The sequence below is a fragment of the Bacillus sp. TCT6 genome (genome assembly GCF_056033845.1).
In genome coordinates this window covers 477,501-500,228 of sequence record NZ_JBVYHX010000001.1, presented here as the reverse complement: position 1 = coordinate 500,228, position 22,728 = coordinate 477,501, and the positions used below count along the sequence as shown (strand labels likewise).

General features: G+C 39.3%; 20 protein-coding genes, 20 tRNA genes, 3 rRNA genes and 4 riboswitches (1 of these 47 cut by a window edge). Of the genes, 2 read left to right on the top strand and 41 right to left on the bottom strand.

Annotated features, from left to right (window positions below):
* Positions 1 to 12: 12 nt before the first annotated feature.
* From kdpB to tenA, 16 genes are all read right to left on the bottom strand, one after another.
* Positions 13 to 2,103 (bottom strand): potassium-transporting ATPase subunit KdpB, encoded by a 2,091-nt coding sequence (gene kdpB / locus AC0ONG_RS02410; RefSeq protein ID WP_001247991.1) that lies wholly within the window; start codon positions 2,101 to 2,103, stop codon positions 13 to 15.
* A gap of 13 nt (positions 2,104 to 2,116) precedes the next feature.
* On the bottom strand, positions 2,117 to 3,784 hold the full coding sequence (gene kdpA, locus AC0ONG_RS02405) for a potassium-transporting ATPase subunit KdpA (protein WP_000638320.1): 1,668 nt from the start codon (positions 3,782 to 3,784) through the stop codon (positions 2,117 to 2,119).
* A gap of 19 nt (positions 3,785 to 3,803) precedes the next feature.
* Complete coding sequence (gene kdpF, locus AC0ONG_RS02400) at positions 3,804 to 3,881, bottom strand: K(+)-transporting ATPase subunit F (RefSeq protein WP_223153441.1); 78 nt, start codon at positions 3,879 to 3,881, stop codon at positions 3,804 to 3,806.
* A complete protein-coding gene (locus AC0ONG_RS02395; protein ID WP_000887894.1) occupies positions 3,881 to 3,985 on the bottom strand; it encodes a SipW-dependent-type signal peptide-containing protein in 105 nt (34 codons plus the stop codon). Before AC0ONG_RS02395 ends, kdpF begins: the two co-directional genes overlap by 1 nt.
* Positions 3,986 to 4,084: 99 nt before the next feature.
* Positions 4,085 to 4,230, bottom strand: a riboswitch (cyclic di-AMP (ydaO/yuaA leader).
* A 260-nt stretch (positions 4,231 to 4,490) separates the two neighbouring features.
* A complete protein-coding gene (locus AC0ONG_RS02390) occupies positions 4,491 to 4,724 on the bottom strand; it encodes a hypothetical protein (protein WP_003309103.1) in 234 nt (77 codons plus the stop codon).
* A 13-nt stretch (positions 4,725 to 4,737) separates the two neighbouring features.
* Entirely contained in the window at positions 4,738 to 5,124 is a 387-nt protein-coding gene (locus AC0ONG_RS02385) for a hypothetical protein (protein WP_000424070.1), read from the bottom strand.
* Between the two features lie 93 nt (positions 5,125 to 5,217).
* Positions 5,218 to 5,365: riboswitch (cyclic di-AMP (ydaO/yuaA leader) on the bottom strand.
* A gap of 85 nt (positions 5,366 to 5,450) precedes the next feature.
* Entirely contained in the window at positions 5,451 to 6,263 is an 813-nt protein-coding gene (gene thiD, locus AC0ONG_RS02380; protein ID WP_000867373.1) for a bifunctional hydroxymethylpyrimidine kinase/phosphomethylpyrimidine kinase, read from the bottom strand.
* A gap of 15 nt (positions 6,264 to 6,278) precedes the next feature.
* The gene (gene thiF / locus AC0ONG_RS02375; protein ID WP_098829423.1) at positions 6,279 to 7,298 is read right to left on the bottom strand and encodes a thiazole biosynthesis adenylyltransferase ThiF; all 1,020 of its coding nucleotides are present in this window, start codon (positions 7,296 to 7,298) and stop codon (positions 6,279 to 6,281) included.
* Positions 7,291 to 8,061 (bottom strand): thiazole synthase, encoded by a 771-nt coding sequence (gene thiG / locus AC0ONG_RS02370; RefSeq protein ID WP_000931979.1) that lies wholly within the window; start codon positions 8,059 to 8,061, stop codon positions 7,291 to 7,293. Before thiG ends, thiF begins: the two co-directional genes overlap by 8 nt.
* Before the next feature lie 2 nt (positions 8,062 to 8,063).
* Positions 8,064 to 8,267, bottom strand: a complete 204-nt coding sequence (gene thiS, locus AC0ONG_RS02365; protein WP_001049502.1) for a sulfur carrier protein ThiS — start codon at positions 8,265 to 8,267, stop codon at positions 8,064 to 8,066.
* A gap of 15 nt (positions 8,268 to 8,282) precedes the next feature.
* Complete coding sequence (gene thiO, locus AC0ONG_RS02360) at positions 8,283 to 9,392, bottom strand: glycine oxidase ThiO (protein WP_016078108.1); 1,110 nt, start codon at positions 9,390 to 9,392, stop codon at positions 8,283 to 8,285.
* Positions 9,385 to 10,005, bottom strand: coding sequence for a thiazole tautomerase TenI (gene tenI / locus AC0ONG_RS02355; protein ID WP_000787170.1), 621 nt, complete (start codon positions 10,003 to 10,005; stop codon positions 9,385 to 9,387). Before tenI ends, thiO begins: the two co-directional genes overlap by 8 nt.
* Positions 10,006 to 10,015: 10 nt before the next feature.
* Positions 10,016 to 11,017: an ABC transporter substrate-binding protein gene (locus AC0ONG_RS02350; RefSeq protein WP_000670447.1), complete on the bottom strand. Its 1,002-nt coding sequence runs from the start codon at positions 11,015 to 11,017 to the stop codon at positions 10,016 to 10,018.
* Positions 11,014 to 11,766 carry an ABC transporter permease gene (locus tag AC0ONG_RS02345; RefSeq protein WP_136996885.1) on the bottom strand — a complete coding sequence of 251 codons (753 nt, stop codon included), beginning with the start codon at positions 11,764 to 11,766 and terminating at the stop codon, positions 11,014 to 11,016. Before AC0ONG_RS02345 ends, AC0ONG_RS02350 begins: the two co-directional genes overlap by 4 nt.
* A complete protein-coding gene (locus AC0ONG_RS02340) occupies positions 11,766 to 12,515 on the bottom strand; it encodes an ABC transporter ATP-binding protein (RefSeq protein ID WP_001256793.1) in 750 nt (249 codons plus the stop codon). The genes AC0ONG_RS02345 and AC0ONG_RS02340 overlap by 1 nt, the downstream gene beginning before the upstream one ends.
* Complete coding sequence (gene tenA / locus AC0ONG_RS02335) at positions 12,484 to 13,179, bottom strand: thiaminase II (RefSeq protein ID WP_000666828.1); 696 nt, start codon at positions 13,177 to 13,179, stop codon at positions 12,484 to 12,486. Before tenA ends, AC0ONG_RS02340 begins: the two co-directional genes overlap by 32 nt.
* Positions 13,180 to 13,264: 85 nt before the next feature.
* Positions 13,265 to 13,368: riboswitch (TPP riboswitch) on the bottom strand.
* 60 nt (positions 13,369 to 13,428) lie between these two features.
* A riboswitch (TPP riboswitch) is annotated at positions 13,429 to 13,540 on the bottom strand.
* 269 nt (positions 13,541 to 13,809) lie between these two features.
* On the opposite strand from tenA, the gene AC0ONG_RS02330 reads away from it, so the two are divergent.
* Positions 13,810 to 14,964 (top strand): SH3 domain-containing protein, encoded by a 1,155-nt coding sequence (locus AC0ONG_RS02330; protein ID WP_001056031.1) that lies wholly within the window; start codon positions 13,810 to 13,812, stop codon positions 14,962 to 14,964.
* A gap of 5 nt (positions 14,965 to 14,969) precedes the next feature.
* Positions 14,970 to 15,308 carry a hypothetical protein gene (locus AC0ONG_RS02325; protein WP_001137822.1) on the top strand — a complete coding sequence of 113 codons (339 nt, stop codon included), beginning with the start codon at positions 14,970 to 14,972 and terminating at the stop codon, positions 15,306 to 15,308.
* A 240-nt stretch (positions 15,309 to 15,548) separates the two neighbouring features.
* Here the strand turns inward: AC0ONG_RS02325 and AC0ONG_RS02320 are convergent, their stop codons facing one another.
* The 25 genes from AC0ONG_RS02320 to AC0ONG_RS02200 all read right to left on the bottom strand — a co-directional run.
* Positions 15,549 to 16,700 (bottom strand): DUF3965 domain-containing protein, encoded by a 1,152-nt coding sequence (locus tag AC0ONG_RS02320; RefSeq protein ID WP_000648912.1) that lies wholly within the window; start codon positions 16,698 to 16,700, stop codon positions 15,549 to 15,551.
* Positions 16,701 to 17,021: 321 nt separating this feature from the next.
* Positions 17,022 to 17,441 (bottom strand): CBS domain-containing protein, encoded by a 420-nt coding sequence (locus AC0ONG_RS02315; RefSeq protein ID WP_000195543.1) that lies wholly within the window; start codon positions 17,439 to 17,441, stop codon positions 17,022 to 17,024.
* Positions 17,442 to 17,570: 129 nt separating this feature from the next.
* Positions 17,571 to 17,642, bottom strand: a tRNA-Glu gene (locus AC0ONG_RS02310).
* Position 17,643: 1 nt separating this feature from the next.
* Positions 17,644 to 17,718 (bottom strand) — tRNA-Asn (locus AC0ONG_RS02305).
* Positions 17,719 to 17,729: 11 nt separating this feature from the next.
* Positions 17,730 to 17,803: transfer RNA gene (locus AC0ONG_RS02300), tRNA-Ile, on the bottom strand.
* A 9-nt stretch (positions 17,804 to 17,812) separates the two neighbouring features.
* A tRNA-Trp gene (locus AC0ONG_RS02295) sits at positions 17,813 to 17,883 on the bottom strand.
* A 6-nt stretch (positions 17,884 to 17,889) separates the two neighbouring features.
* Positions 17,890 to 17,962: transfer RNA gene (locus tag AC0ONG_RS02290), tRNA-Thr, on the bottom strand.
* A gap of 10 nt (positions 17,963 to 17,972) precedes the next feature.
* Positions 17,973 to 18,048, bottom strand: a tRNA-Phe gene (locus AC0ONG_RS02285).
* Between the two features lie 8 nt (positions 18,049 to 18,056).
* Positions 18,057 to 18,132, bottom strand: a tRNA-Asp gene (locus tag AC0ONG_RS02280).
* Between the two features lie 3 nt (positions 18,133 to 18,135).
* A tRNA-Met gene (locus AC0ONG_RS02275) sits at positions 18,136 to 18,212 on the bottom strand.
* A gap of 20 nt (positions 18,213 to 18,232) precedes the next feature.
* Positions 18,233 to 18,325: transfer RNA gene (locus AC0ONG_RS02270), tRNA-Ser, on the bottom strand.
* A 54-nt stretch (positions 18,326 to 18,379) separates the two neighbouring features.
* Positions 18,380 to 18,472: transfer RNA gene (locus AC0ONG_RS02265), tRNA-Ser, on the bottom strand.
* A 20-nt stretch (positions 18,473 to 18,492) separates the two neighbouring features.
* A tRNA-Ala gene (locus AC0ONG_RS02260) sits at positions 18,493 to 18,565 on the bottom strand.
* A 15-nt stretch (positions 18,566 to 18,580) separates the two neighbouring features.
* A tRNA-Pro gene (locus AC0ONG_RS02255) sits at positions 18,581 to 18,654 on the bottom strand.
* Positions 18,655 to 18,664: 10 nt separating this feature from the next.
* Positions 18,665 to 18,738 (bottom strand) — tRNA-Arg (locus tag AC0ONG_RS02250).
* Between the two features lie 3 nt (positions 18,739 to 18,741).
* Positions 18,742 to 18,830 (bottom strand) — tRNA-Leu (locus AC0ONG_RS02245).
* A gap of 16 nt (positions 18,831 to 18,846) precedes the next feature.
* Positions 18,847 to 18,921 (bottom strand) — tRNA-Gly (locus tag AC0ONG_RS02240).
* Positions 18,922 to 18,950: 29 nt separating this feature from the next.
* A tRNA-Leu gene (locus tag AC0ONG_RS02235) sits at positions 18,951 to 19,031 on the bottom strand.
* A 15-nt stretch (positions 19,032 to 19,046) separates the two neighbouring features.
* Positions 19,047 to 19,122 (bottom strand) — tRNA-Lys (locus AC0ONG_RS02230).
* A gap of 4 nt (positions 19,123 to 19,126) precedes the next feature.
* Positions 19,127 to 19,201, bottom strand: a tRNA-Gln gene (locus AC0ONG_RS02225).
* An 11-nt stretch (positions 19,202 to 19,212) separates the two neighbouring features.
* A tRNA-Tyr gene (locus tag AC0ONG_RS02220) sits at positions 19,213 to 19,296 on the bottom strand.
* A gap of 8 nt (positions 19,297 to 19,304) precedes the next feature.
* Positions 19,305 to 19,380, bottom strand: a tRNA-Val gene (locus AC0ONG_RS02215).
* A 5-nt stretch (positions 19,381 to 19,385) separates the two neighbouring features.
* Positions 19,386 to 19,501, bottom strand: a 5S ribosomal RNA gene (rrf, locus tag AC0ONG_RS02210).
* 100 nt (positions 19,502 to 19,601) lie between these two features.
* Positions 19,602 to 22,523 (bottom strand): 23S ribosomal RNA (locus tag AC0ONG_RS02205).
* Between the two features lie 146 nt (positions 22,524 to 22,669).
* Positions 22,670 to 22,728, bottom strand: a 16S ribosomal RNA gene (locus AC0ONG_RS02200) (it continues 1,493 nt past the right edge of the window).
* The 16S, 23S and 5S rRNA genes sit together here with 20 tRNA genes alongside, the layout of an rRNA operon.

Sequence of the window (22,728 nt, the reverse complement as noted above, 5' to 3'; positions counted from 1 at the left end):
TCCCCCTCTTCCTTATATGAACAAGCCGACAATTATATCAATTACTTTAATTCCAATGAATGGTACAATCACTCCGCCAAGTCCATAAATAAGTAGGTTTCGGCCAAGTAGTGCATTCGAACTCATTGGTTTATATGCGATACCTTTCATCGCCAATGGAATGAGTAATGGAATAATAACTGCATTAAATAGTAATGCTGATAAAATCGCTGACAGTGGTGATGTTAGTTTCATAATGTTTAATGCCTCCATTTGCGGAATCGCAAGTGTAAACATCGCTGGAATGATTGCAAAATATTTTGCAATATCGTTCGCAATACTAAACGTCGTTAACGCACCACGCGTCATTAACAATTGCTTACCAATCCCTACAACCTCAATAATTTTTGTCGGGTTCGAATCTAAATCAATCATATTCGCTGCTTCTTTCGCAGCTGTCGTACCACTATTCATCGCTAATCCAACGTCAGCCTGCGCTAATGCCGGCGCATCATTTGTACCATCACCTGTCATCGCTACAAGTTTCCCTTTATCTTGCTCTGCTTTAATAACCGCAATTTTATCTTCTGGCTTACACTCAGCAACAAACTCATCTACCCCTGCTTCTTTTGCAATCGTTGCTGCTGTTAACGGGTTATCACCTGTACACATAACCGTTTTAATCCCCATTTGGCGCAATTGTTCAAAACGCTCACGCATACCTGGCTTTACTGTATCCTTTAAATAAATTAAACCGTAAATACGATTATCCACTGCAACTACAAGTGGTGTCCCGCCCTCTTTGGAAATGGAATCTGCTTTTTGATTTACATCTTTCGGAATCGTTCCACCTTGTGACCTAACCCATTCAATTACGCTACCTACAGCACCTTTTCTCACTTTCGTTCCGTCCTGTAAATCCACACCACTCATTCTCGTTTCTGCTTTGAACGGAACAAAATCACCTTGCTCTGCAATTTCTCGATTATATGATATAGCTTTCGTTTTTACATATTCTATAACTGATCGACCTTCTGGTGTTTCATCTAAAACTGAACTAATCGCGGCCCATTTCCCTACTTGCTCAATCGTCTCATTTCCTACAGGAAGCAATGTATGTGCCATTCGGTTCCCGAAAGTAATCGTACCTGTTTTATCTAAAATGATTGTATTAATATCACCCGCAGCTTCTACTGCTTTACCCGACATCGCTAACACATTGAACTTTGTCACGCGGTCCATCCCGGCAATACCAATTGCTGATAATAAACCACCAATTGTCGTTGGAATTAAACAAACTAACAACGCTACAAGTACAGCTGTATCAATTTGAAATCCTAAATAGTTTGTAAAAATCGGCAACGTCACAACAACGATTAAGAAAATAAGCGTTAAACTCGTTAATACTGTATTTAAAGCAATCTCATTCGGCGTTTTTTGACGAGCAGCTCCTTCTACTAACGAAATCATTTTATCAATAAATGATTCACCAGGATTACTCGTAATGACAATTGTAATCTCATCACTTACGACCATCGTCCCGCCTGTTACGGAACAAAAATCGCCGCCCGCTTCTTTTATTACAGGAGCTGATTCCCCTGTAATTGCAGATTCATCTACAGATGCTAACCCTTTGATTACTTCGCCATCATTCGGAATCATTTCTCCTTGTTTTACGATAACAACGTCACCTTTTGTAAGATCAGTTGCTGAAACTTGGACAATGTCTCCATTTTCTTTTACAACATTTGCAAACACATCTTTCTTCGACTGCTTTAAAGAATCGGCTTGCGCTTTACCACGACCTTCTGCTAATGCTTCTGCAAAATTCGCAAATAAAACTGTAAATAATAGAATGAGAGAAACTGTTATATTAAACCAACCTGGTATACTACTAGAACTACTTGGAAGAAAAGATAAAATGAACGTAATGATAAATCCAATTTCCACAACGAACATAATCGGATTCTTTATCATGACTTTCGGATTCAATTTCGCAATGGATTGCTTCATCGCATGTGTTACGATATCACGATCCATCGTTTTCGCTTGTCTAACTTCATCTTCTACAGCATGTATTTGTGACTCATTTAATTGTTTTTCTTTTACTACTACCGGTCTCATCATTTACCCTCCATTACTTCAATGTAAGAAATTCTGCAATTGGTCCGAGTACTAACATCGGGAAGAATGTTAATGCACCAACAATTACAATTGTTCCGATAAAGATACCACCAAATAAACTATTATCTGTACGGAACGTTCCGACTGTTTCTGGCACTACCGTTTTTTCTTTCAACGAAGCTGCCACAGCTAGCATCGTAATTAAACTGAAGTAACGTCCTAAAAACATAACTAAACCAGTCGTAATATTCCAAAACGGTGTATTATCTCCTAATCCTTCAAATCCAGATCCGTTATTCGCAGCTGACGATGTATATTCATATACAACTTGCGTTAAACCGTGGAAACCGGAATGAGAAATAGCATCCGTCCCTAAATTTGTTGAAAGAGCTAATGCCGAAAAGCCTAAAATGAGCAATGGATGAAATAGTATCGTGACCGCAATTAATTTCATTTCCTTACCTTCAATCTTTTTACCTAAAAACTCTGGTGTCCGTCCAACCATTAACCCAGATATAAACACTGCAATAATTGCATACATAATAATATTTACAAAACCTGCTCCAACGCCGCCATATACTGTGTTTAACATCATATTTACAAGTGGAACTAAACCGCCAATTGGTGTTAACGTATCATGCATCGTATTAACGGCGCCTGTTTCAGCAGCTGTCGTTACCGTTGCGTATAGTGAAGAAAATACTGTTCCAAATCGTACTTCTTTCCCTTCTGTACTTCCTTGTACATGTTCGATACCCATTCCATTTAATGCCGGATTCCCGTTTAGTTCAGATGTCGTAATTGTTATAAATCCTAGTAGAAACACCATGAATAGTGATACGAAGAGAATACGACCTTGTTTTTTATTTCCTACCATTCGTCCGTACGTAAATGGAAGTGCTGTTGGCAATAACATCATAAGCATCATTTGCAAAATATTACTCATTTGTCCTGGGTTTTCAAAAGGATGCGTAGAGTTTGCTCCGAAAAATCCACCGCCGTTATTTCCAAGTTCCTTAATGGAAACGAATGATGCAACAGGCCCACGTAATATACTTTGTTTTGCCCCATCAATCGTTTGTGCTGTAACCGCTCCATCTAACGTTTGCGGTACACCAAGTGCGACAAAGACTAGCGCCGCAATAAATGCGATAGGAAGAAACACTCTCGTTAGTGCTCTCGTAAAATCAACGAAAAAGTTACCAAGTTCTTTTCCAGCGAGCCCTCTTATAAATGCCATAACGAGTGCTAATGTCGTTGCCGGTGCTGCAAACATTAAAAATGTAATTCCGATTAATTGTGATAAATAAGATAAACCATTTTCACCGCTATAATGCTGTAAGTTTGTATCAGCCATAAAACTAATTGCTGTATTAAAAGCGAGCGTAGGCTCCATTCCTTCAATATGTGCTGGATTTAGCGGCAACACACCTTGTAATCTGAAAATGAAATATACGACAACAATCATAAATCCATTGAGTAAAACTAATGATAATGCGTACTGTTTCCACGTTTGATTGTATTCTTTTACACCCGTAATTTTAAAAATAAGTTTTTCAAAAGGGCCGAATACTTTATCTAGCATTTTGCTACCTTGAAAAGCTTTTTCTAAATAAATCCCCATTGGCTTTGCTACTAAAATAAACAAGAGCATTGTAATAATGACTGCAACCCAAATCATAATGAATGATTCCCCCTAATTAAAACTTCTCTGGATTTAATAATGCATACACTAAATACACTGTAATTGCTGCGACTATAACCGATAAGACAATCATCATGATTGCTTTCCTTCTTTCACAACTTTATCTGACCAACTTGCAAGACTTGCCATCGATGCAACTAATAAAATAAAAATCCCGACCATTACAACATCTAACATAACTATCCCTCTCTTCATTTTGTTAAAATTTACCATTTAAATATTAAAAAAGAACACTGAGCTCTACTCAGTGTTCAAAAAATGAACAACAAAAAGTAAACCTCCTCTCTAAACGCTTACGAGGTTAGCTGTCGGATTCGGGCCTAAAGAGTAGCCCTACTTTCAAAACTGAAAGATTCACCCCAAGTGACGATGCACAAAATTGGTTCCCCCGCTCCATTTCTGGAACTCAGCGATTTTAGGTTTTTTTGGAAATTTTATGAATGATTTATGAGAGTAAATATACTCCTCTATATTTCACTTGTAAAGGGGTAAATTACTGAAAATAAGAAAATATCCATCTATTTAAACGCTTACATTGAGTATTATTAATATTCTTTCATCTATTTACTCGTCTTTTCTTTCATTTTCACAGAAATGATCTTTTCAATACGAAATAAAAAGAGCGAATGACATAAAGTGCATAGCTTGTTGCACTTAGCATTCGCTCTTTTTATTTCACTATTTATTCTCCTCGTAAAAAAGCACGTAAATTTCTCCCGCGAATATAAACCTGTGACAATTCTGCATGTAGCTGCTCATATTCGGTAATATCCACCTCTAAATACAAAGCATCTTTTGATGGTAATATAATATACGGCCCTGGAAAAAGGGGATCAATCTGAACCAATTCTTGAACTCGCTCTACCGATACTGCCCAACGATTTGCTATATCTCCAAGTAATAGTACCTTCATCATTTCTTCCCCCGCTCTATTCAAAAAATAAAAAAGAAATATTATCACAATTTGTAAACACGACAAACTTAGCTCCAATTGTTTCATAGAGCCTCGCTGGATATCGTTTATTCCTTGTAACAACAGTAATAGGTGCTTGAAAAGAAAAGCGAATGTGTTCTGTGAAAAAACTAACGATTGGAAGCTCATCCCCTAGTAAAATCACCTTCTTAATACACTCAAAAATACTAGTAAAGTCCTGCTCCTTACTGCAACTATAAGTCCAATCAAACCCACAATTCCTAACTTCAGCCGCTATCTCTTCATTTGCCGTAAAAATAATTAACTCATGTTGAAATGATACTAGATCTCTTAAACTATCTACCTTACTTTCTTCTCCCACACAAATAAGTGTTAGTTCCATGTACCTCATCCTCCTTAGTATAAAAGAAATCAAACATAGATTGATATTCCCCTATACTAATCAGATCGATGAAGTGATGTATCCATCATGGCACCGTCCTCTCTCAAGACGCTTACGAAGTTAGCTGTCGGATTCGGACTTTGAGAGTAGCCCTACTTTCAAAGTTGAAAGATTCACCCCTAGTGCAGACGCACAAATTGGTTCCTCCGCTCCATATAATTGGACTCAGCGTTTACAAAAAAATATATTCTGGCTGATATATTACTCCTGTATTTTGAAAAAGTAAACAGAAAAAAAGCCAGTTATAAAACTGGCTTTTCACTTATCTATACACGCGTTCTATTCACTTTATACGCAAAATGATTCGTCGGTCCATGACCACTACCAATATTCAATGGCTCTTCAATTGCTATACTAATAAATCGTTTTGCTTCTTGAACAGCATCTTCAATTGAGTATCCTTTCGCAAGTCCTGCTGTAACCGCTGAAGCAAATGTGCACCCACTTCCGTGCGTTTGCTTTGAAGGAATTCGCTCGCTTCTAAACTCAATAAATTCTTCTCCATCAAAGAGGAAATCAATTACTTCATTACCTTGATATTCTGCATGTCCGCCCTTCATAAGCACATATTTAGCACCTAATTTGTGCAATACTTTTGCAGCTTCCTTACTATCTTCAACATTATGAATCTCCATCCCAGTTAACACTTCTGCTTCTGGAACATTCGGTGTTATAACGGTTGCTACTGGTAATAAATATTCTTGTAATGCATGAACTGCTTCTTGCTGTAATAATGATGCACCGCCTTTTGCGATCATAACGGGATCTAGCACAATATTATTCCAGCCAAATTTTTTAATTTGTTCTGCAACAATTTGAATTATTTCACTACTAAATAACATTCCTAGTTTCACTGCATCTGGTGTTAAATCCGTACCAATTGAATTCAGCTGTTCTGTAATACCTTCTAAAGGAACAGGATATACCCCTTGAACGCCAAGCGTGTTTTGAGCAGTAATTGCCGTAATAGCCGTCATTCCGTATACACCAAGCTCTTGGAATGTTTTTAAATCTGCCTGAATTCCAGCACCACCGCCGCTATCAGACCCTGCAATTGTTAAAGCTTTATTCACTTTCATCCCACTCATCCTTTTCTATCCAAAATAGCGATGATAAATCGTTTTTGCTTCGCTTATATCTTTCGTTCCATGTACGAGCACACGGCCATCTTTAAAGGCGACTAACCTCTTGTCTTCAACAGAAAATGATAATAAATATGGATTTACATTTAAATCATTCACGCGACCTTCCAGCAACTCTTTATATTGTTCAAAATTTATTTCTTCTTTATGAGGTGGTCTAATTTGAACTGTATTTCGTCCGCATAAAACTGCTGTTTTTGATGTGTTCTCTTTATTTAAATATGGATACAATGCATTCTCTCCACATGAAGGACAATTATGCTGGCGAAGCTTTTGTACATTCATACATAAATACTCATTCTTCCACATATCAAACGATACAAGCCCATCTCGAAGTGATTCGTAATCTTCTACTAACAGTTTAAGAGCTTCTGTTACTTGATGAGAAACGACAAGAGATACAGCAGGTGATATAATACCCGCTGTATCACATGTTGCCCCGCCAAGCGGAATCGACTGTAATAAACATGATAAACATGGTGTTTTACTAGGAAGGATTGTGTAAGAAAGACCGTAACTACCTACACATGCACCGTAAATCCATGGAATAGAATATTTTTGTGCTATATCATTCACAATAAAGCGTGTTTCGAAATTATCAGTCGCATCAATAATTACATCAACGTTTGTAACAAGTTCTTCTAGCTCTTCAGCTGTTACATCTTGAACGAGAGCTTTTATTGTTACATCGCTATTAATCTCTTCTAAACGTTTTTTAGCCGCTATAGCTTTTGGGAGATTATTCTTTACGTCGCTCTCTGCATACAATTGTTGTCTTTGTAAATTACTCCAATCTACATAATCACGGTCAACAATTGTTATCTTGCCCACACCCGCTCTTACAAACATCTCTGCATTTACACTACCTAATGCACCTGCACCGATAATAAGTACATGCTTTTCTCTTATCTTTTGCTGCCCTTCTGCTCCAATTGGAGAAAATAGTTCTTGGCGAGAATATCGATTATTCAACTACGCTCATTCCTTCTAAAGGACTACTTGCAGTTGCACAGCGCTTACGTGCAATACGACCTGCTTCAAATCCTAAACGGCCTGCTTCAATACTTAGTTTCATTGCTTGTGCCATTTTAATAGGATCTTTTGCTCCTGATACAGCTGTATTTAATAACACACCATCTGCTCCTAATTCCATTGCAAATGCCGCATCAGCTGGGCTACCAATACCAGCATCAACGATAACTGGTACTGTCGCTTGTTCAATAATGAAGCCCAAATTTAATGGATTTACAATACCAAGTCCTGATCCGATTGGAGATGCTCCTGGCATAATCGCATGCACGCCAAGCTCTTGTAATTTACGTGCTAATACAACATCATCAGATGTGTACGGAAGTACGATAAATCCTTCTTCCAGTAACTTTTCAGATGCCTTTAACGTTTCTACCGGATCCGGTAATAACGTTCTATCATCACCAATAACTTCTACCTTTATCATGTCACAAAGCCCAGACGCTTTTGCTAATTTTGCAATGCGAACAGCCTCTTCAGCATTTTTTGCCCCTGCTGTATTTGGTAATAACGTATATTTTTTCACATCAAGTTTCTCTAATAAATTAGGTTGCTTTGCATCAAAGATATCCATACGACGTACTGCAAACGTTAAAATTTCAGCTTCAGAAACGTCAATTGCCTTTTGCTGTACGTCAAAATCAGGGAATTTACCTGTTCCTAATAAAAGTCTAGAATGAAATGAAAATGGTCCAATGTTCAACATAATCAACCGCCTCCTACGAAAGTTACAATCTCAATTTGGTCTCCATCAAAAACAGATGTATCTGTATGATCATCTTTTTGTAAAATATCTTTATTACGCTCTACTACAACAATTCTGTTATCTAGCTCTAAATGTGTAAGTAACTCAGCTACTGTTTTTACACTCGCTGGCACTTCAATTTGGTTACCATTAATTTTTAAATTCAAACTTCCATCCCCTTTCTAAACTCTTCTAGAAAGCAATGAATCTAGCAAATGATTCTCTTGCTTTCCTTCTATTAAATCAGCCATATATTGGCCAGAAATAGGACTTAATAAAATACCGTTTCGATAATGGCCCGTGCAAGCATATAAACCTTTTATTTCTTCATGCTCTCCCATATAAGGAGCTTCATGATTCGATTGTGGTCGTAATCCTGCCCACGTGCTTTCCCATTCTGCTTCTTTTAAAGCTGGCAATATTGTATAAGCACGCTCTAATATAGAAGTTATACTTTCTGGCTGCACAGTTTTATTGAACGTATGTGGCTTCATTGTTGCCCCAATTACATAACGTCCACCGCGCTTTGGAGTAATGTAAAATCTTTCTTGAAAAATAGGTGCTTTTAAAAGTTGTTTTCTACTTCTTACCGCAACCACTTCTCCTTTAACTGGATATGTACCCCAATCACGGTGAAAATAACTGAGTAACTGCGTGCTCCATGAACCTCCTGCAATAACGACTTTCTCACATGTGACAATACCTTCACTTGTAATAACTCCAGTCACTTTATTATTTTCAATACGAATATCAAACACTTCTGTCTGTTCATATATATCAGCACCGGAAATTGCTGCAGAATGTGCGAATGCTTTCGTAAGCTCTGGTGCAATAACATGACCGTCTTTCGGATAATATACTGCTCCTATAATAGATTCGGATAGATATGGCTCTTTTTCCCGCACATGGTCTCCCGTTAGAAAATAAGAATCTTCACCTGTTTTCTGCTGCCAATCCATAATGTGAAGAATTCTTTCCTTCTCATCTGCATTTTGAGCAATACGATAAATTCCTTTTTCTTCATATCCAATATCAATACCCGTCTTTTCACGTAAAACTGCTGCAAGTTGTGGAAATATAGCTCGGCTTTCTCTAGCAAGTTCAAATAGCGGATCATACGCATCCCATTCTGCCTGAACCCCGAGTAAACCAGCAGCTGCTTTCGAAGCTTCCGATGCAATTTTTTGCTTCTCTACAATCGCTACTTTATGTCCTCTTTCTGCTAGAAAATGTGCAACTGAACTACCAATTACACCACCACCAATAATCGCTACATCATACTTCTCACACATGTTTTTCCGCCCACTTTCTTATTGATTCCTTATAAGACTTCGCTTTGCTATACGGGTTACTACTACTTACAATTCCAGACATAACTGCTATACCACTTACACCGTTAGTAAGAACATCCACTGTGTTTTCTGGGGTAATTCCTCCAATTGCTGTAATCGGTATAGATAAACACCTTGCAATGTCTGAAATTTCTTCAAGCCCTCTCGCTGGCACACCTTTTTTACAATCTGTCGGAAATACATGGCCATAAACGAGTGAATCCGCTCCATTTTTAAAAGCTACTATTGCTTCATCTAGCGAATGCACAGAATAACCGACATGCAAATACGAAAACTTTTCTTTCACTGACTTTACATCTGTACTTCGATATCCTAGTTGAACACGAGGAATATTTAATAAAATGGCGATATCAATTCGATCGTTTATGACAATTTTAGAAGCCGGAAAGCCCTCCATTAATAGACTTTCCACACCTTCATATAATTCCTTCGTACTCTTCTCACGCTCACGAATATGCAAATAATCAATCTCACTCTCAATTTGCATCGCTACATTCACTAACTCTTCGAATGGCATATGGCCATTTGAGATTACGTGGAGCTCATTTTTCATATTCATTCGCCTACTTTAAAATATTTTCGAATAGTTCATCGGCTGGGACGGTTTCTTTCGTCATTCCTTTGTCTTTCAGCCATTTATTTTGTTTTTCCCATGATTCTTTTGAATCTGATAAAAATGGCTCATCTTTCGTTTCCATCTTCTCTAATAAAATTTTCATACTTTCTTTTTCAACTTCTGGCACAAGCGGGAAGTTTTCTTTTTCTTGATGATTTAATAAAATATTTAATGCTTCATCTGGATTTTTCTTCATGAAATCATAGCCTTTTTTCGTACCACGTAAGAAGGCTTGCAACGCTTCTTTATCTTTTTTCAACGTTTTATCACCTGTTACAAATACAAGCTCATGATAATTCGGTACACCATAATCTGCTGGATTAAAGTACGCTGGTTCATGACCTTCATGACGCATAACAGGTACTTCATGGTTAATGTATGCCCCTGTTACCGCATCCACTTTTTTCGTAATTAATGCTGGTACTAAATCAAAGCCAACATCGACTACTTTCACTGTATCTGGATTACCACCAGCTTCTTTTACCATCGTTTTTAAATACATCTCACTTAAAGGTGTTCCAGAATAGCCAACTGTTTTCCCCTCTAAATCTTTTGGCGATTGAATGCCTGCTGATTTCAGCGATACAACATGATTTAATGGTGAACGTACGACAGCTCCAATTGATTTTACTGGAATTTGTTCATTTGCTTTTGCCATGACAACATCTGGCTGATAATATAAACCAACCGTTACTTTTCCTGCAGCTGCTAAAGTTAATGGATCAGTCGGATTAGAAGGGAATTTTATATTCACCTTTACTCCTTCTTCTTTAAAATAGCCTTTTTCAATTGCTGCATAAATAAAGCTATGTACCGCATTTGGGTACCAATCAAGCATGACCGTTATTTCTTTTTCCTTTTTACCCTTATCTGACGCTGAGTTACTAGAACATCCAGCAATCATTGCAACTAATAATGTCAACACAAAGATGCTTTTTAAAAATTTCATGAATACTTCCTCCAACTAATAAATTTCTTTTCTAATACTGAGATAAGTATGACGAAGAAAATAGCTAATAATGATAACAATACAATAGGTGCAAATACGCCAGCTCCATCTAACTGCGTCATCATTCTCTTACTGAAATATCCAAGCCCAGCTTGTGCACCGAGCCATTCTCCAATTGCTGCTCCGATAACACTAAGCGGAACTGCAATTTTTAAAGCTGAGAAAAAATAAGGAAGAGCAGATGGCAACTTTAATTTAAGAAAAACATCTTTTTTCGTTGCCCCATACGTAACTAATAGCTCCTCCCATTCTTTTTTCGTACTGCGTAGTCCATCATACGTATTGACCGCAATTGGGAAAAACGTAATTAAAACTGTGACAACAACCTTACTCCAAATTGTGTATCCAAACCATAAAACAAATAGCGGAGCAAGCGCAGTAATCGGAATCGTTTGTGAAGCAACTAATAATGGATAAAATGCTCTCTCCATCCATGTACTCACATTCATTAACATCGCTAGCCCTACACCTAATACGATAGAGATAACAACACCTATTAAAACGACGTATAACGTTGCAGGTAAATGAACTGTAAATAATATGTCTTTTAGTTTCCATATCTTCATTACAATCGCAGAAGGTGACGATAAAATGTACATCTCATCTACAATTCTTGCTCCTATTTCCCACACAGCTAGTAAAGTACTAAAAAGTGTAATAGCAGGAACTAATTCTTTCAATCGGTTCATCACACAAGTACCTGCCTTTGTAACATACTAAGAAGCTCATCTTTCAGCGCTAATACTTCCGGTTTATATAAATCTTTTCGTGTTCTGTTATGATCAAGCGGTACAGTCCGCTCAGTCAAAGTCGTTATCGGCTGCTGTTCCACTACTAAAACTCGGTTTGAAAGAAATAACGCTTCTTCAACATCATGAGTAATGAATAAAATTGTTTTTTCCCACTCTTGCCATTGTTCAAACAACCATTCTTGCAAAGAGGTCTTCGTTAAAGCATCCAATGCACTAAATGGTTCATCTAACAGCAATATTTCCCCGCCTGTTAATAAAGTTCGAATAAAAGATACACGTTGTCTCATACCACCAGATAAATCTTTCGGATATTTTTTCTCATACCCTTGCAAACCAAATTTATGTAACAGTTCCTTTGCCTTTACTTGTGCTTCTTTCTTCTGTACACCTTGGCACTCTAGCGGCAGGGCAGCATTCTCAATAATTGTTCTCCACGGCAAAAGCATATCTTTTTGCGGCATATATCCTACAGGATGGTGCTTTGTTTCTGTCAGTTCTATCTGTCCAGTACTTACCTTTTCTAGACCTGTAATAAGGCGAAATAAAGTACTTTTCCCACATCCACTCGGTCCGATAATACTGACAAACTCTTTCTCATGTATAGAAGCATTTAATTCATGGATGATTGGTTTCTCATCATAATGAAAAGAAACATTATGAAACTGTAGTATGTTCTTGCTCCTCAAATCCCCACATCTCCTTACGATAGGACATATCCCAGAATAAATATTCAAATCGACTGGAATATAAGAAAATCTCCTCTAATCTTTCTAGTTCTGTCTCAGACTTTCCAACTGCCATTTCATTTAATAAATCTATTAACCAAATACACAGATTACCGTATTCTTCCGAACTATATCCTTGAATCCACTCACCAAAAAACTCATGATCTCTTGCTCCAGGAATATCATTTAAACGCTTTCCAATTTCCCAATAGCTCCACATACATGGAAGAAGCGCTGCTATTAATTCCGCAAGTGTGCCATTTTGAGATACAGACATCATGTAATTTGTATAAGCTAAATTTTTAGCAGATGGTTTCGCAGACTCTATCTCCTCTATAGAAATTCCAAGTCTTTTTGCATATTGTTTATGGATTGTCATTTCGCCATTTAATATTCCATCAATTTGTTCAGCGAACTTTCCCATTACTTGTGGATTCGTTGCTTTTACAACACCAATCGCATATAACTTTGCATAATCTAGCAGATATAAATAGTCTTGAATAATATAATACTGGAATTTATCTTTTTCTAACGTGCCATCTCCCATACCCACTACAAACGGATGATTATGACTCATCTCCCAAACCGGTTGCACAGTTTCTAATAATCTATCGCAAAATTTCATTTCTCTATCCCCTTTCAATATATGTATCTAAATAAAAAACCACTTCTATATATAAGAAGTGGTTACAGCAAATAAAGTTATACATTTATTCGATGTTCCACTTCCCTTCGCTAGTATTACCTAGATCAGGTGTTGTAAGGGTTAAGGATTATTCCTCTCTCAGCAAATCAAGCACCCCTAGTGGTTTCAATATGAAATTTTTAAATAAAAAAGCCCCGTTTCTATACGCAAAGAAACGGGGACTCATTGTTAGTGTCCGAATTGCTTCCCTACGCTAGCATAATCTAGATCAGGTAATAAAAAGGATCAAAGGCTTACGGCCTACTCTCAGCTGGCAACACCAGCTCTCCTAGCAAACTATAAAATTATCACTGTCAGTATAACACCCTAATAAGACATCATCAACTTTTTTAATTTTCTTAATTATTAACAGAATATCAAAGTTATACAATACATACATTCTATTTTAGAAAATAAAACCCCAATTAATTGCATAAGAAGGAATCATTATCCTCAAAAAATTTATTTTTATATTGATTTCATATTACATTTATGTGAATACACCCACTATATTATATCTTTATACTATAATAAAATTACAACTATACAACTAGAGGAGGTCTCTATTCCATGAATATGAAAGCTACTGCTTTAACAGCAACTACTGTAGCGATTGCTTCTTTACTTCCTTCTATGGGTGAAACAAATGTACAAAAAGCAAACGCTGAACAATTATCTAATATTAAAACTGGGTATGTCAAAGTCGATCAAGTAGCATTACATACAGAAGATAACGTAAAAAGCACATCAATTGATACAATTCGCTTTAATACAAAAGTGAACATCCTTGAAACAACTAATGAGTGGTATAAAGTATCTGTTCATAATAAAGTAGGTTATGTACAAAAAGATGCTATTTTACTAAAAAACAAACTTCATTCTAATGATCAATACATCGTTAATGCTAATGCATTAAACGTTCGCTCTGAACCTAATTTAGAATCTTCCATTTTAGATGTATTACCAAATGGCAAGTTTATTACCGTTCAAGAAGATCAAGGCGAATGGTATAAAATATCGCATAATGGCCAAACAGGTTACGTACAAAAAGCATTCATCTCTAATGGTTCACAACCCTTAGTAAAAGGAATCACCGTTCAAAATAATACAAAATATACTGTTGCAACACCTAATCTAAATGTACGTAGCAACGCTAGTACAAGTAGCGCTCTACTCGGTTCATTACAAAACGGTACACAAGTACAAGTAGTAGAAACTGTAGGAACTTGGTATAAAATTCGTTTTGGCACAGGATACGGGTATGTAGCAAAACACTATGTAGTACAAAATCAACCACAAGCTAAAACAGATCAACCTTCATCAATTCCAGCTGCTTTCAAATTCCCTGCTCAAGGAAGAATTAGCTCAACCTTTGATATACGCTGGGAACAAATGCATTATGGTATAGATATTGCCGCTCCAGGAAACGTCTCTATCCAAGCTGCTGCTGCAGGTAAAGTTGTGAAATCTTATTATTCAGCTAGCTATGGCAATGTTGTTTTCATTGCGCATCAAATCAATGGGAAATTATATACAACTGTTTATGCTCATATGAAGGATCGCACTGTACAAGCTGGTGATCAAGTACAAACTGGACAATTAATAGGTCATATGGGAAACACAGGTCATTCATACGGGCAACATCTTCATTTTGAATTACATAATGGAGAATGGAATTTTGAAAAAACAAATGCAGTAAATCCACTGCCATATTTAGTTAGGTAAATTGTATGCCACGCAATATACCTCTTATAATTGAATACGTAGCCTTTTTAGGTTTAATCTGTTGTTTAATCATTTACAATACAAACATTGTATTTTTATCTATTATTATTGCTTTTGTTGCATTAGAAATTATGATGGAATCATTTCAAGTGCAACTAAAACAAAAAATTGCCCATATTTATAATGCTATTTTTCTTTTGAGTGCTCTCATAACAAATATAATTAGTAATGGCTTTTATTTATCTACTGTATTTCCAGTATTCTTTATGGCTGTTTTATTATTTGTAGCTAGATATATTAATGTCCCTTATAAACAAAAACAAGAACAAGAACACGAAGCTTAGAAAGAGGAGACACTGTGTACCAATCTTTCAAAGATACTCCAATAAAATACATATTGAATTTGTATAAGAAAGCCAATACTTTTTTTGGTATACAAGGAAGTTATACTGCACAACTTCTCCTATATGGAATGTTGTTTCTTGTCTTAATCATTTTCTCCTTGTTTTACTAACAAAAAAGGATCTCACATAAACTGGAGATCCTTTTTAATTTATATTAATTTTTCATATCGAAAATATTGTTTATCCACAAGCATATTTTTCATAAATAAAGCTCAGATTATATTTTTTCTCTAAGCTCATTCGTTGTTCATCATCGCACCAATAGAAAAGAATATCATGAATCGTTGCATAACGCTTATTTTTAAGAAATAGCCTAAAGAATGATGGTAAACAATCATGTAATTGTATAAATATATAATTGCGTAGTGTTTCTTCTTTATATTCAATGCCCTTACAAATATACAGTAATTCTTCACAATAATATGCATGCTGTGGAACTTGTATCATTTCGAAAAATGGCACATAAGATAGTAGCTTTCCAATAAAATGACCATATCGATCCATTACTCCTATCGTCATATGCTCCATCATTTCTTTCATCACATATAAATAATCATCTACATGCGTTGTCTTTAATGGGTCTAAGCGATCGGAAATTTGAGATAATACAGCTCTTTGACATGCTAAAACTGCCTGACTAGGTCCATAATATGATAGGAAATCTGTACACTTACGATATTTCCGTAATAAATCATGTGTATACAAATCATATACAAAAGTATTACAATACATTGCTAAACTCATCATATCACTATTTAATTGCTCTTTTGATAATGATTTCGCTCTCTTGCACATATAAAAGAATGTAAATTCCAATACTTCTTTATGAGATAATAAATGTTTACAATCGGTTATACACTTCTCATTAAATTTAACTCTATCCCAAATTTCAATATCCCTATCTGTCAATTCACCTATACGATATTTAATAATTAAATAATTTAAAGCAACTGATTGCGTCAAAAGATCCCATGTTTCATATTCCAATGAAGTATGAACAAACTCAGCTAATCCTTGCGCTATCATAAAATCATTTGCCTCTTCATACCAACCAATCTCTTGGCATAAGCGAAGAATACGCACTAAAGTTGGAATTTCATCTTTATGAAACTGCGGTAATTTCTTTGCTTTATTCATGCCATATACGATAAATGCCGCTAAATTTTCTTCTTTATAAAATTCTTTCTCTTTCCATACTAATATAGTTCGTTCTTTCCCCTCACCTTTTGGGTGACAAGGTACAAGCAAAGAAAATAATTCAGCGAAATTATTTGGTTCTATATATGTATCTGTAACCAAATTCCAATTTGGATCGCCCTGTACAGCCTTCATATAATTCCCCTTCCCTTTTCATCTATGTAGGAAATATTAATTTATTATCGCACCACTAAAAATTAATATTGTTATATTCAAAATCTATCATAATACTTATATCTATCAGTATATCATCTTTTCTCTTATTAAAAATTAAGAATAACAAATTTTAAAAAAATGTCGAAATTATTAACCGTATCCTTATTATATAATGTCTCAGATACATCACGCTAACATATTAGTTTAATCCATATATGCTAGAATAATGCATCTGAACTTTATATATAATTTAGCTCTTTATGAGTGACCATTAAACTCTCGGTTAATTAAAGTTTCAATTTACTCTGTACGCTCTGAGATTTCGCTCAAGGCAAATCCAGCTTGATCATCTGCTGATTCCCTTATAGCTAAATCTCCTAGTGCTAACATGCCAATAAGCTGACCACTATCAACTACTGGTAACCGTCTAATTTGATACTGTGCCATTAGCTCTGTAGCTTTTTCAATAGAATCATTTGGAGAAACTGAGATAATATTTGTTGTCATTACATTTGTAATTTTATTAGATCCAGGATGTTTTTCAGCAATCCCTCGAACAACTAAATCTCGATCAGTAACAAGCCCAACAACTTGCTCATTTTCAACAACAGGAATTAATCCAACCGATTCTTCCTTCATTTTTACAGCTGCCTCATATACATTGTCTAGCGGTGTACAATGTACAATATGGGTACTCATTAAGTCTCTAACTTGTGTCATTATTTATTTCCTCCTTTTTATACATACCATAGCTTTTCCAAAATTCCTTTATTTATTTCTGGAAAGTAACATTATAAAAAGGATTAACAAAATAAAAAAGAGCCAGCATAATGCTGACTCTTTTTTGTATGACCCGTACGGGATTCGAACCCGTGTTACCGCCGTGAAAGGGCGGTGTCTTAACCACTTGACCAACGGGCCATGGCTCCGCAGGTAGGACTCGAACCTACGACCGATCGGTTAACAGCCGATAGCTCTACCACTGAGCTACTGCGGAATAATATATGATGGGCCTAAATGGACTCGAACCATCGACCTCACGCTTATCAGGCGTGCGCTCTAACCAGCTGAGCTATAGGCCCATATACTTACAGGGGCAGTAGGAATCGAACCCACACTGGAGGTTTTGGAGACCTCAGTTCTACCTTTAAACTATGCCCCTAAATGATGCCGGCTAGAGGACTTGAACCCCCAACCTACTGATTACAAGTCAGTTGCTCTACCAATTGAGCTAAGCCGGCATAAAAAAAATGGTGGCTCGGGACGGAATCGAACCGCCGACACGAGGATTTTCAGTCCTCTGCTCTACCGACTGAGCTACCGAGCCAACATAAATGGCGGTCCCGACCGGGGTCGAACCGGCGATCTCCTGCGTGACAGGCAGGCATGTTAACCACTACACCACGGGACCATTTGGTTGCGGGGACAGGATTTGAACCTGCGACCTTCGGGTTATGAGCCCGACGAGCTACCGTACTGCTCCACCCCGCGACAATATTAAATTTAAAAAATGGAGGAGGTAGAGGGATTCGAACCCCCGCGCGACTCTCGCCGCCTGTCGGTTTTCAAGACCGATCCCTTCAGCCGAACTTGGGTATACCTCCATGAAGGAAAAATAAATATTTTATTATTATATGTCTAAACCATTTAAAAGAAAATGGAGGAGGTAGAGGGATTCGAACCCCCGCGCGATTCTCACCGCCTGTCGGTTTTCAAGACCGATCCCTTCAGCCGAACTTGGGTATACCTCCGAGACATATATTAAATAAAGTGGAGCCTAGCGGGATCGAACCGCTGACCTCCTGCGTGCAAGGCAGGCGCTCTCCCAGCTGAGCTAAGGCCCCATGTTTTTTGGAATATCGGGAAGACAGGATTTGAACCTGCGACCCCCTGGTCCCAAACCAGGTGCTCTACCAAGCTGAGCCACTTCCCGTTAATAAAAGCGCGCCCGAGAGGAGTCGAACCCCTAACCTCTTGATCCGTAGTCAAACGCTCTATCCAATTGAGCTACGGGCGCATATGGTGCCGAGGGCGGGGGTCGAACCCGCACGGTGGTCACCCACCGCAGGATTTTAAGTCCTGTGCGTCTGCCTGTTCCGCCACCCCGGCATGTCATATTGAAAATTGGAGCGGAAGACGGGATTCGAACCCGCGACCCCAACCTTGGCAAGGTTGTATTCTACCACTGAACTACTTCCGCAAGACATGTATGAGTTGTTTTATTAAAAGTGCGGGTGAAGGGAGTCGAACCCCCACGCCAAAGGCGCTAGATCCTAAGTCTAGTGCGTCTGCCAATTCCGCCACACCCGCATGTTTTATTAAAAATGGTGAGCCATGAAGGATTCGAACCTTCGACCCTCTGATTAAAAGTCAGATGCTCTACCAACTGAGCTAATGGCTCTTAATGGCTGGGCTAGCTGGATTCGAACCAGCGCATGACGGAGTCAAAGTCCGTTGCCTTACCGCTTGGCTATAGCCCAATAATTAAGAATGGTGGAGGGGGGCAGATTCGAACTGCCGAACCCGAAGGAGCGGATTTACAGTCCGCCGCGTTTAGCCACTTCGCTACCCCTCCGACATATATGGTGGAGGATGACGGGATCGAACCGCCGACCCCCTGCTTGTAAGGCAGGTGCTCTCCCAGCTGAGCTAATCCTCCATTTTGCCTGGCAACGTCCTACTCTCACAGGGACAAGGTCCCAACTACCATCGGCGCTAGAGAGCTTAACTTCCGTGTTCGGTATGGGAACGGGTGTGACCTCTCTGCCATCATTACCAGACTGTATTCATTTAAGACAAGAATCATTTTAACTTATTTACTTTTGAAAGTCAACAAGTTTTTATATTCTTTCAAAACTAGATAACATTGCTTCATATTATATGGTTAAGTCCTCGATCTATTAGTATTCGTCAGCTCCACATGTCACCATGCTTCCACCTCGAACCTATCAACCTGATCATCTTTCAGGGATCTTACTAGCTTACGCTATGGGAAATCTCATCTTGAGGGGGGCTTCATGCTTAGATGCTTTCAGCACTTATCCCTTCCGCACATAGCTACCCAGCTATGCCCTTGGCAGAACAACTGGTACACCAGCGGTGCGTCCATCCCGGTCCTCTCGTACTAAGGACAGCTCCTCTCAAATTTCCTACGCCCACGACGGATAGGGACCGAACTGTCTCACGACGTTCTGAACCCAGCTCGCGTACCGCTTTAATGGGCGAACAGCCCAACCCTTGGGACCGACTACAGCCCCAGGATGCGATGAGCCGACATCGAGGTGCCAAACCTCCCCGTCGATGTGGACTCTTGGGGGAGATAAGCCTGTTATCCCCGGGGTAGCTTTTATCCGTTGAGCGATGGCCCTTCCATGCGGAACCACCGGATCACTAAGCCCGACTTTCGTCCCTGCTCGACTTGTAGGTCTCGCAGTCAAGCTCCCTTATGCCTTTGCACTCTACGAATGATTTCCAACCATTCTGAGGGAACCTTTGGGCGCCTCCGTTACACTTTAGGAGGCGACCGCCCCAGTCAAACTGCCCACCTGACACTGTCTCCCGGGTCGATAAGACCCGTAGGTTAGAATTTCAATACAGTCAGGGCGGTATCCCACCAGCGCCTCCACCGAAGCTAGCGCTCCGGTTTCAATGGCTCCCGCCTATCCTGTACAAACTGTACCAAAATTCAATATCAGGCTACAGTAAAGCTCCACGGGGTCTTTCCGTCCTGTCGCGGGTAACCTGCATCTTCACAGGTACTATAATTTCACCGAGTCTCTGGTTGAGACAGTGCCCAAATCGTTACACCTTTCGTGCGGGTCGGAACTTACCCGACAAGGAATTTCGCTACCTTAGGACCGTTATAGTTACGGCCGCCGTTTACTGGGGCTTCAGTTCAGAGCTTCGCTTACGCTAACCCCTCTCCTTAACCTTCCAGCACCGGGCAGGTGTCACCCCCTATACTTCGCCTTACGGCTTCGCAGAGAGCTGTGTTTTTGCTAAACAGTCGCTTGGGCCTATTCACTGCGGCTTTCCGTTAAGAAAGCACCCCTTCTCCCGAAGTTACGGGGTCATTTTGCCGAGTTCCTTAACCAGAGTTCTCTCGCACACCTTAGGATTCTCTCCTCGCCTACCTGTGTCGGTTTGCGGTACAGGCACCTTTTATCTCGCTAGAAGCTTTTCTTGGCAGCGGGGAATCAAAGACTTCGCTCCATAAGGAGCTTCCCCATCACAGCTCAGCCTTTACGATAAGCGGATTTGCCTACTTATCAGCCTAACTGCTTGGACGTGCACAACCAATCGCACGCTTCTTCTATCCTTCTGCGTCCCTCCATTGCTCAAACGATAAAGAGGTGGTACAGGAATATCAACCTGTTGTCCATCGCCTACGCCTGTCGGCCTCGGCTTAGGTCCTGACTAACCCTGAGCGGACGAGCCTTCCTCAGGAAACCTTAGGCATTCGGTGGACGGGATTCTCACCCGTCTTTCGCTACTCATACCGGCATTCTCACTTCTAAGCGCTCCACCAGTCCTTCCGGTCTGACTTCACTGCACTTAGAACGCTCCCCTACCACTGATACCATCGGTATCAATTCGCAGCTTCGGTGGTGTATTTAGCCCCGGTACATTTTCGGCGCAGAGTCACTCGACTAGTGAGCTATTACGCACTCTTTAAATGGTGGCTGCTTCTAAGCCAACATCCTAGTTGTCTAAGCAACTCCACATCCTTTTCCACTTAATACACACTTTGGGACCTTAGCTGGCGATCTGGGCTGTTTCCCTCTTGACTACGGATCTTATCACTCGCAGTCTGACTCCTAAGGATAAGTCATTGGCATTCGGAGTTTGACTGAATTCGGTAATCCGATGAGGACCCCTAGTTCAATCAGTGCTCTACCTCCAAGACTCTTACACTTAAGGCTAGCCCTAAAGCTATTTCGGGGAGAACCAGCTATCTCCAGGTTCGATTGGAATTTCTCCGCTACCCACACCTCATCCCCGCACTTTTCAACGTGCGTGGGTTCGGGCCTCCATTCAGTGTTACCTGAACTTCACCCTGGACATGGGTAGATCACCTGGTTTCGGGTCTACGACCACGTACTAAACGCCCTATTCAGACTCGCTTTCGCTGCGGCTCCGCCTCTTCAGCTTAACCTCGCACGGGATCGTAACTCGCCGGTTCATTCTACAAAAGGCACGCCATCACCCATTAACGGGCTCTGACTATTTGTAGGCACACGGTTTCAGGATCTCTTTCACTCCCCTTCCGGGGTGCTTTTCACCTTTCCCTCACGGTACTGGTTCACTATCGATCACTAGGGAGTATTTAGCCTTGGGAGATGGTCCTCCCAGATTCCGACGGAATTTCACGTGTTCCGCCGTACTCAGGATACATTCAAGAGAGAACGAAGTTTCGACTACGGGGTTGTTACCCTCTACGACGGACCTTTCCAGGTCGCTTCGTCTACCTCGTTCCTTTGTAACTCCGTATAGAATGTCCTACAACCCCAAGAGGCAAGCCTCTTGGTTTGGGCTATGTTCCGTTTCGCTCGCCGCTACTCAGGAAATCGCATTTGCTTTCTCTTCCTCCAGGTACTTAGATGTTTCAGTTCCCTGGGTCTGTCTTCCATACCCTATGTATTCAGGTAAGGATACCATACCATTACGTATAGTGGGTTTCCCCATTCGGAAATCTTCGGATCAAAGCTTACTTACAGCTCCCCGAAGCATATCGGCGTTAGTCCCGTCCTTCATCGACTCCTAGTGTCAAGGCATCCACCGTGCGCCCTTTCTAACTTAACCAAACTAAAAATTAAAAAATATGAGCTACACTGTTATCTAGTTTTCAAAGAACATACATTTATATATGAGAGATAGTTCTCTCAAAACTGAACAAAACGAAACACGGAAACTTATATTGATGAACAGCGTTCATCAATTCTCCATAGAAAGGAGGTGATCCAGCCGCACCTTCCGATACGGCTACCTTGTTACGACTTCACCCCAA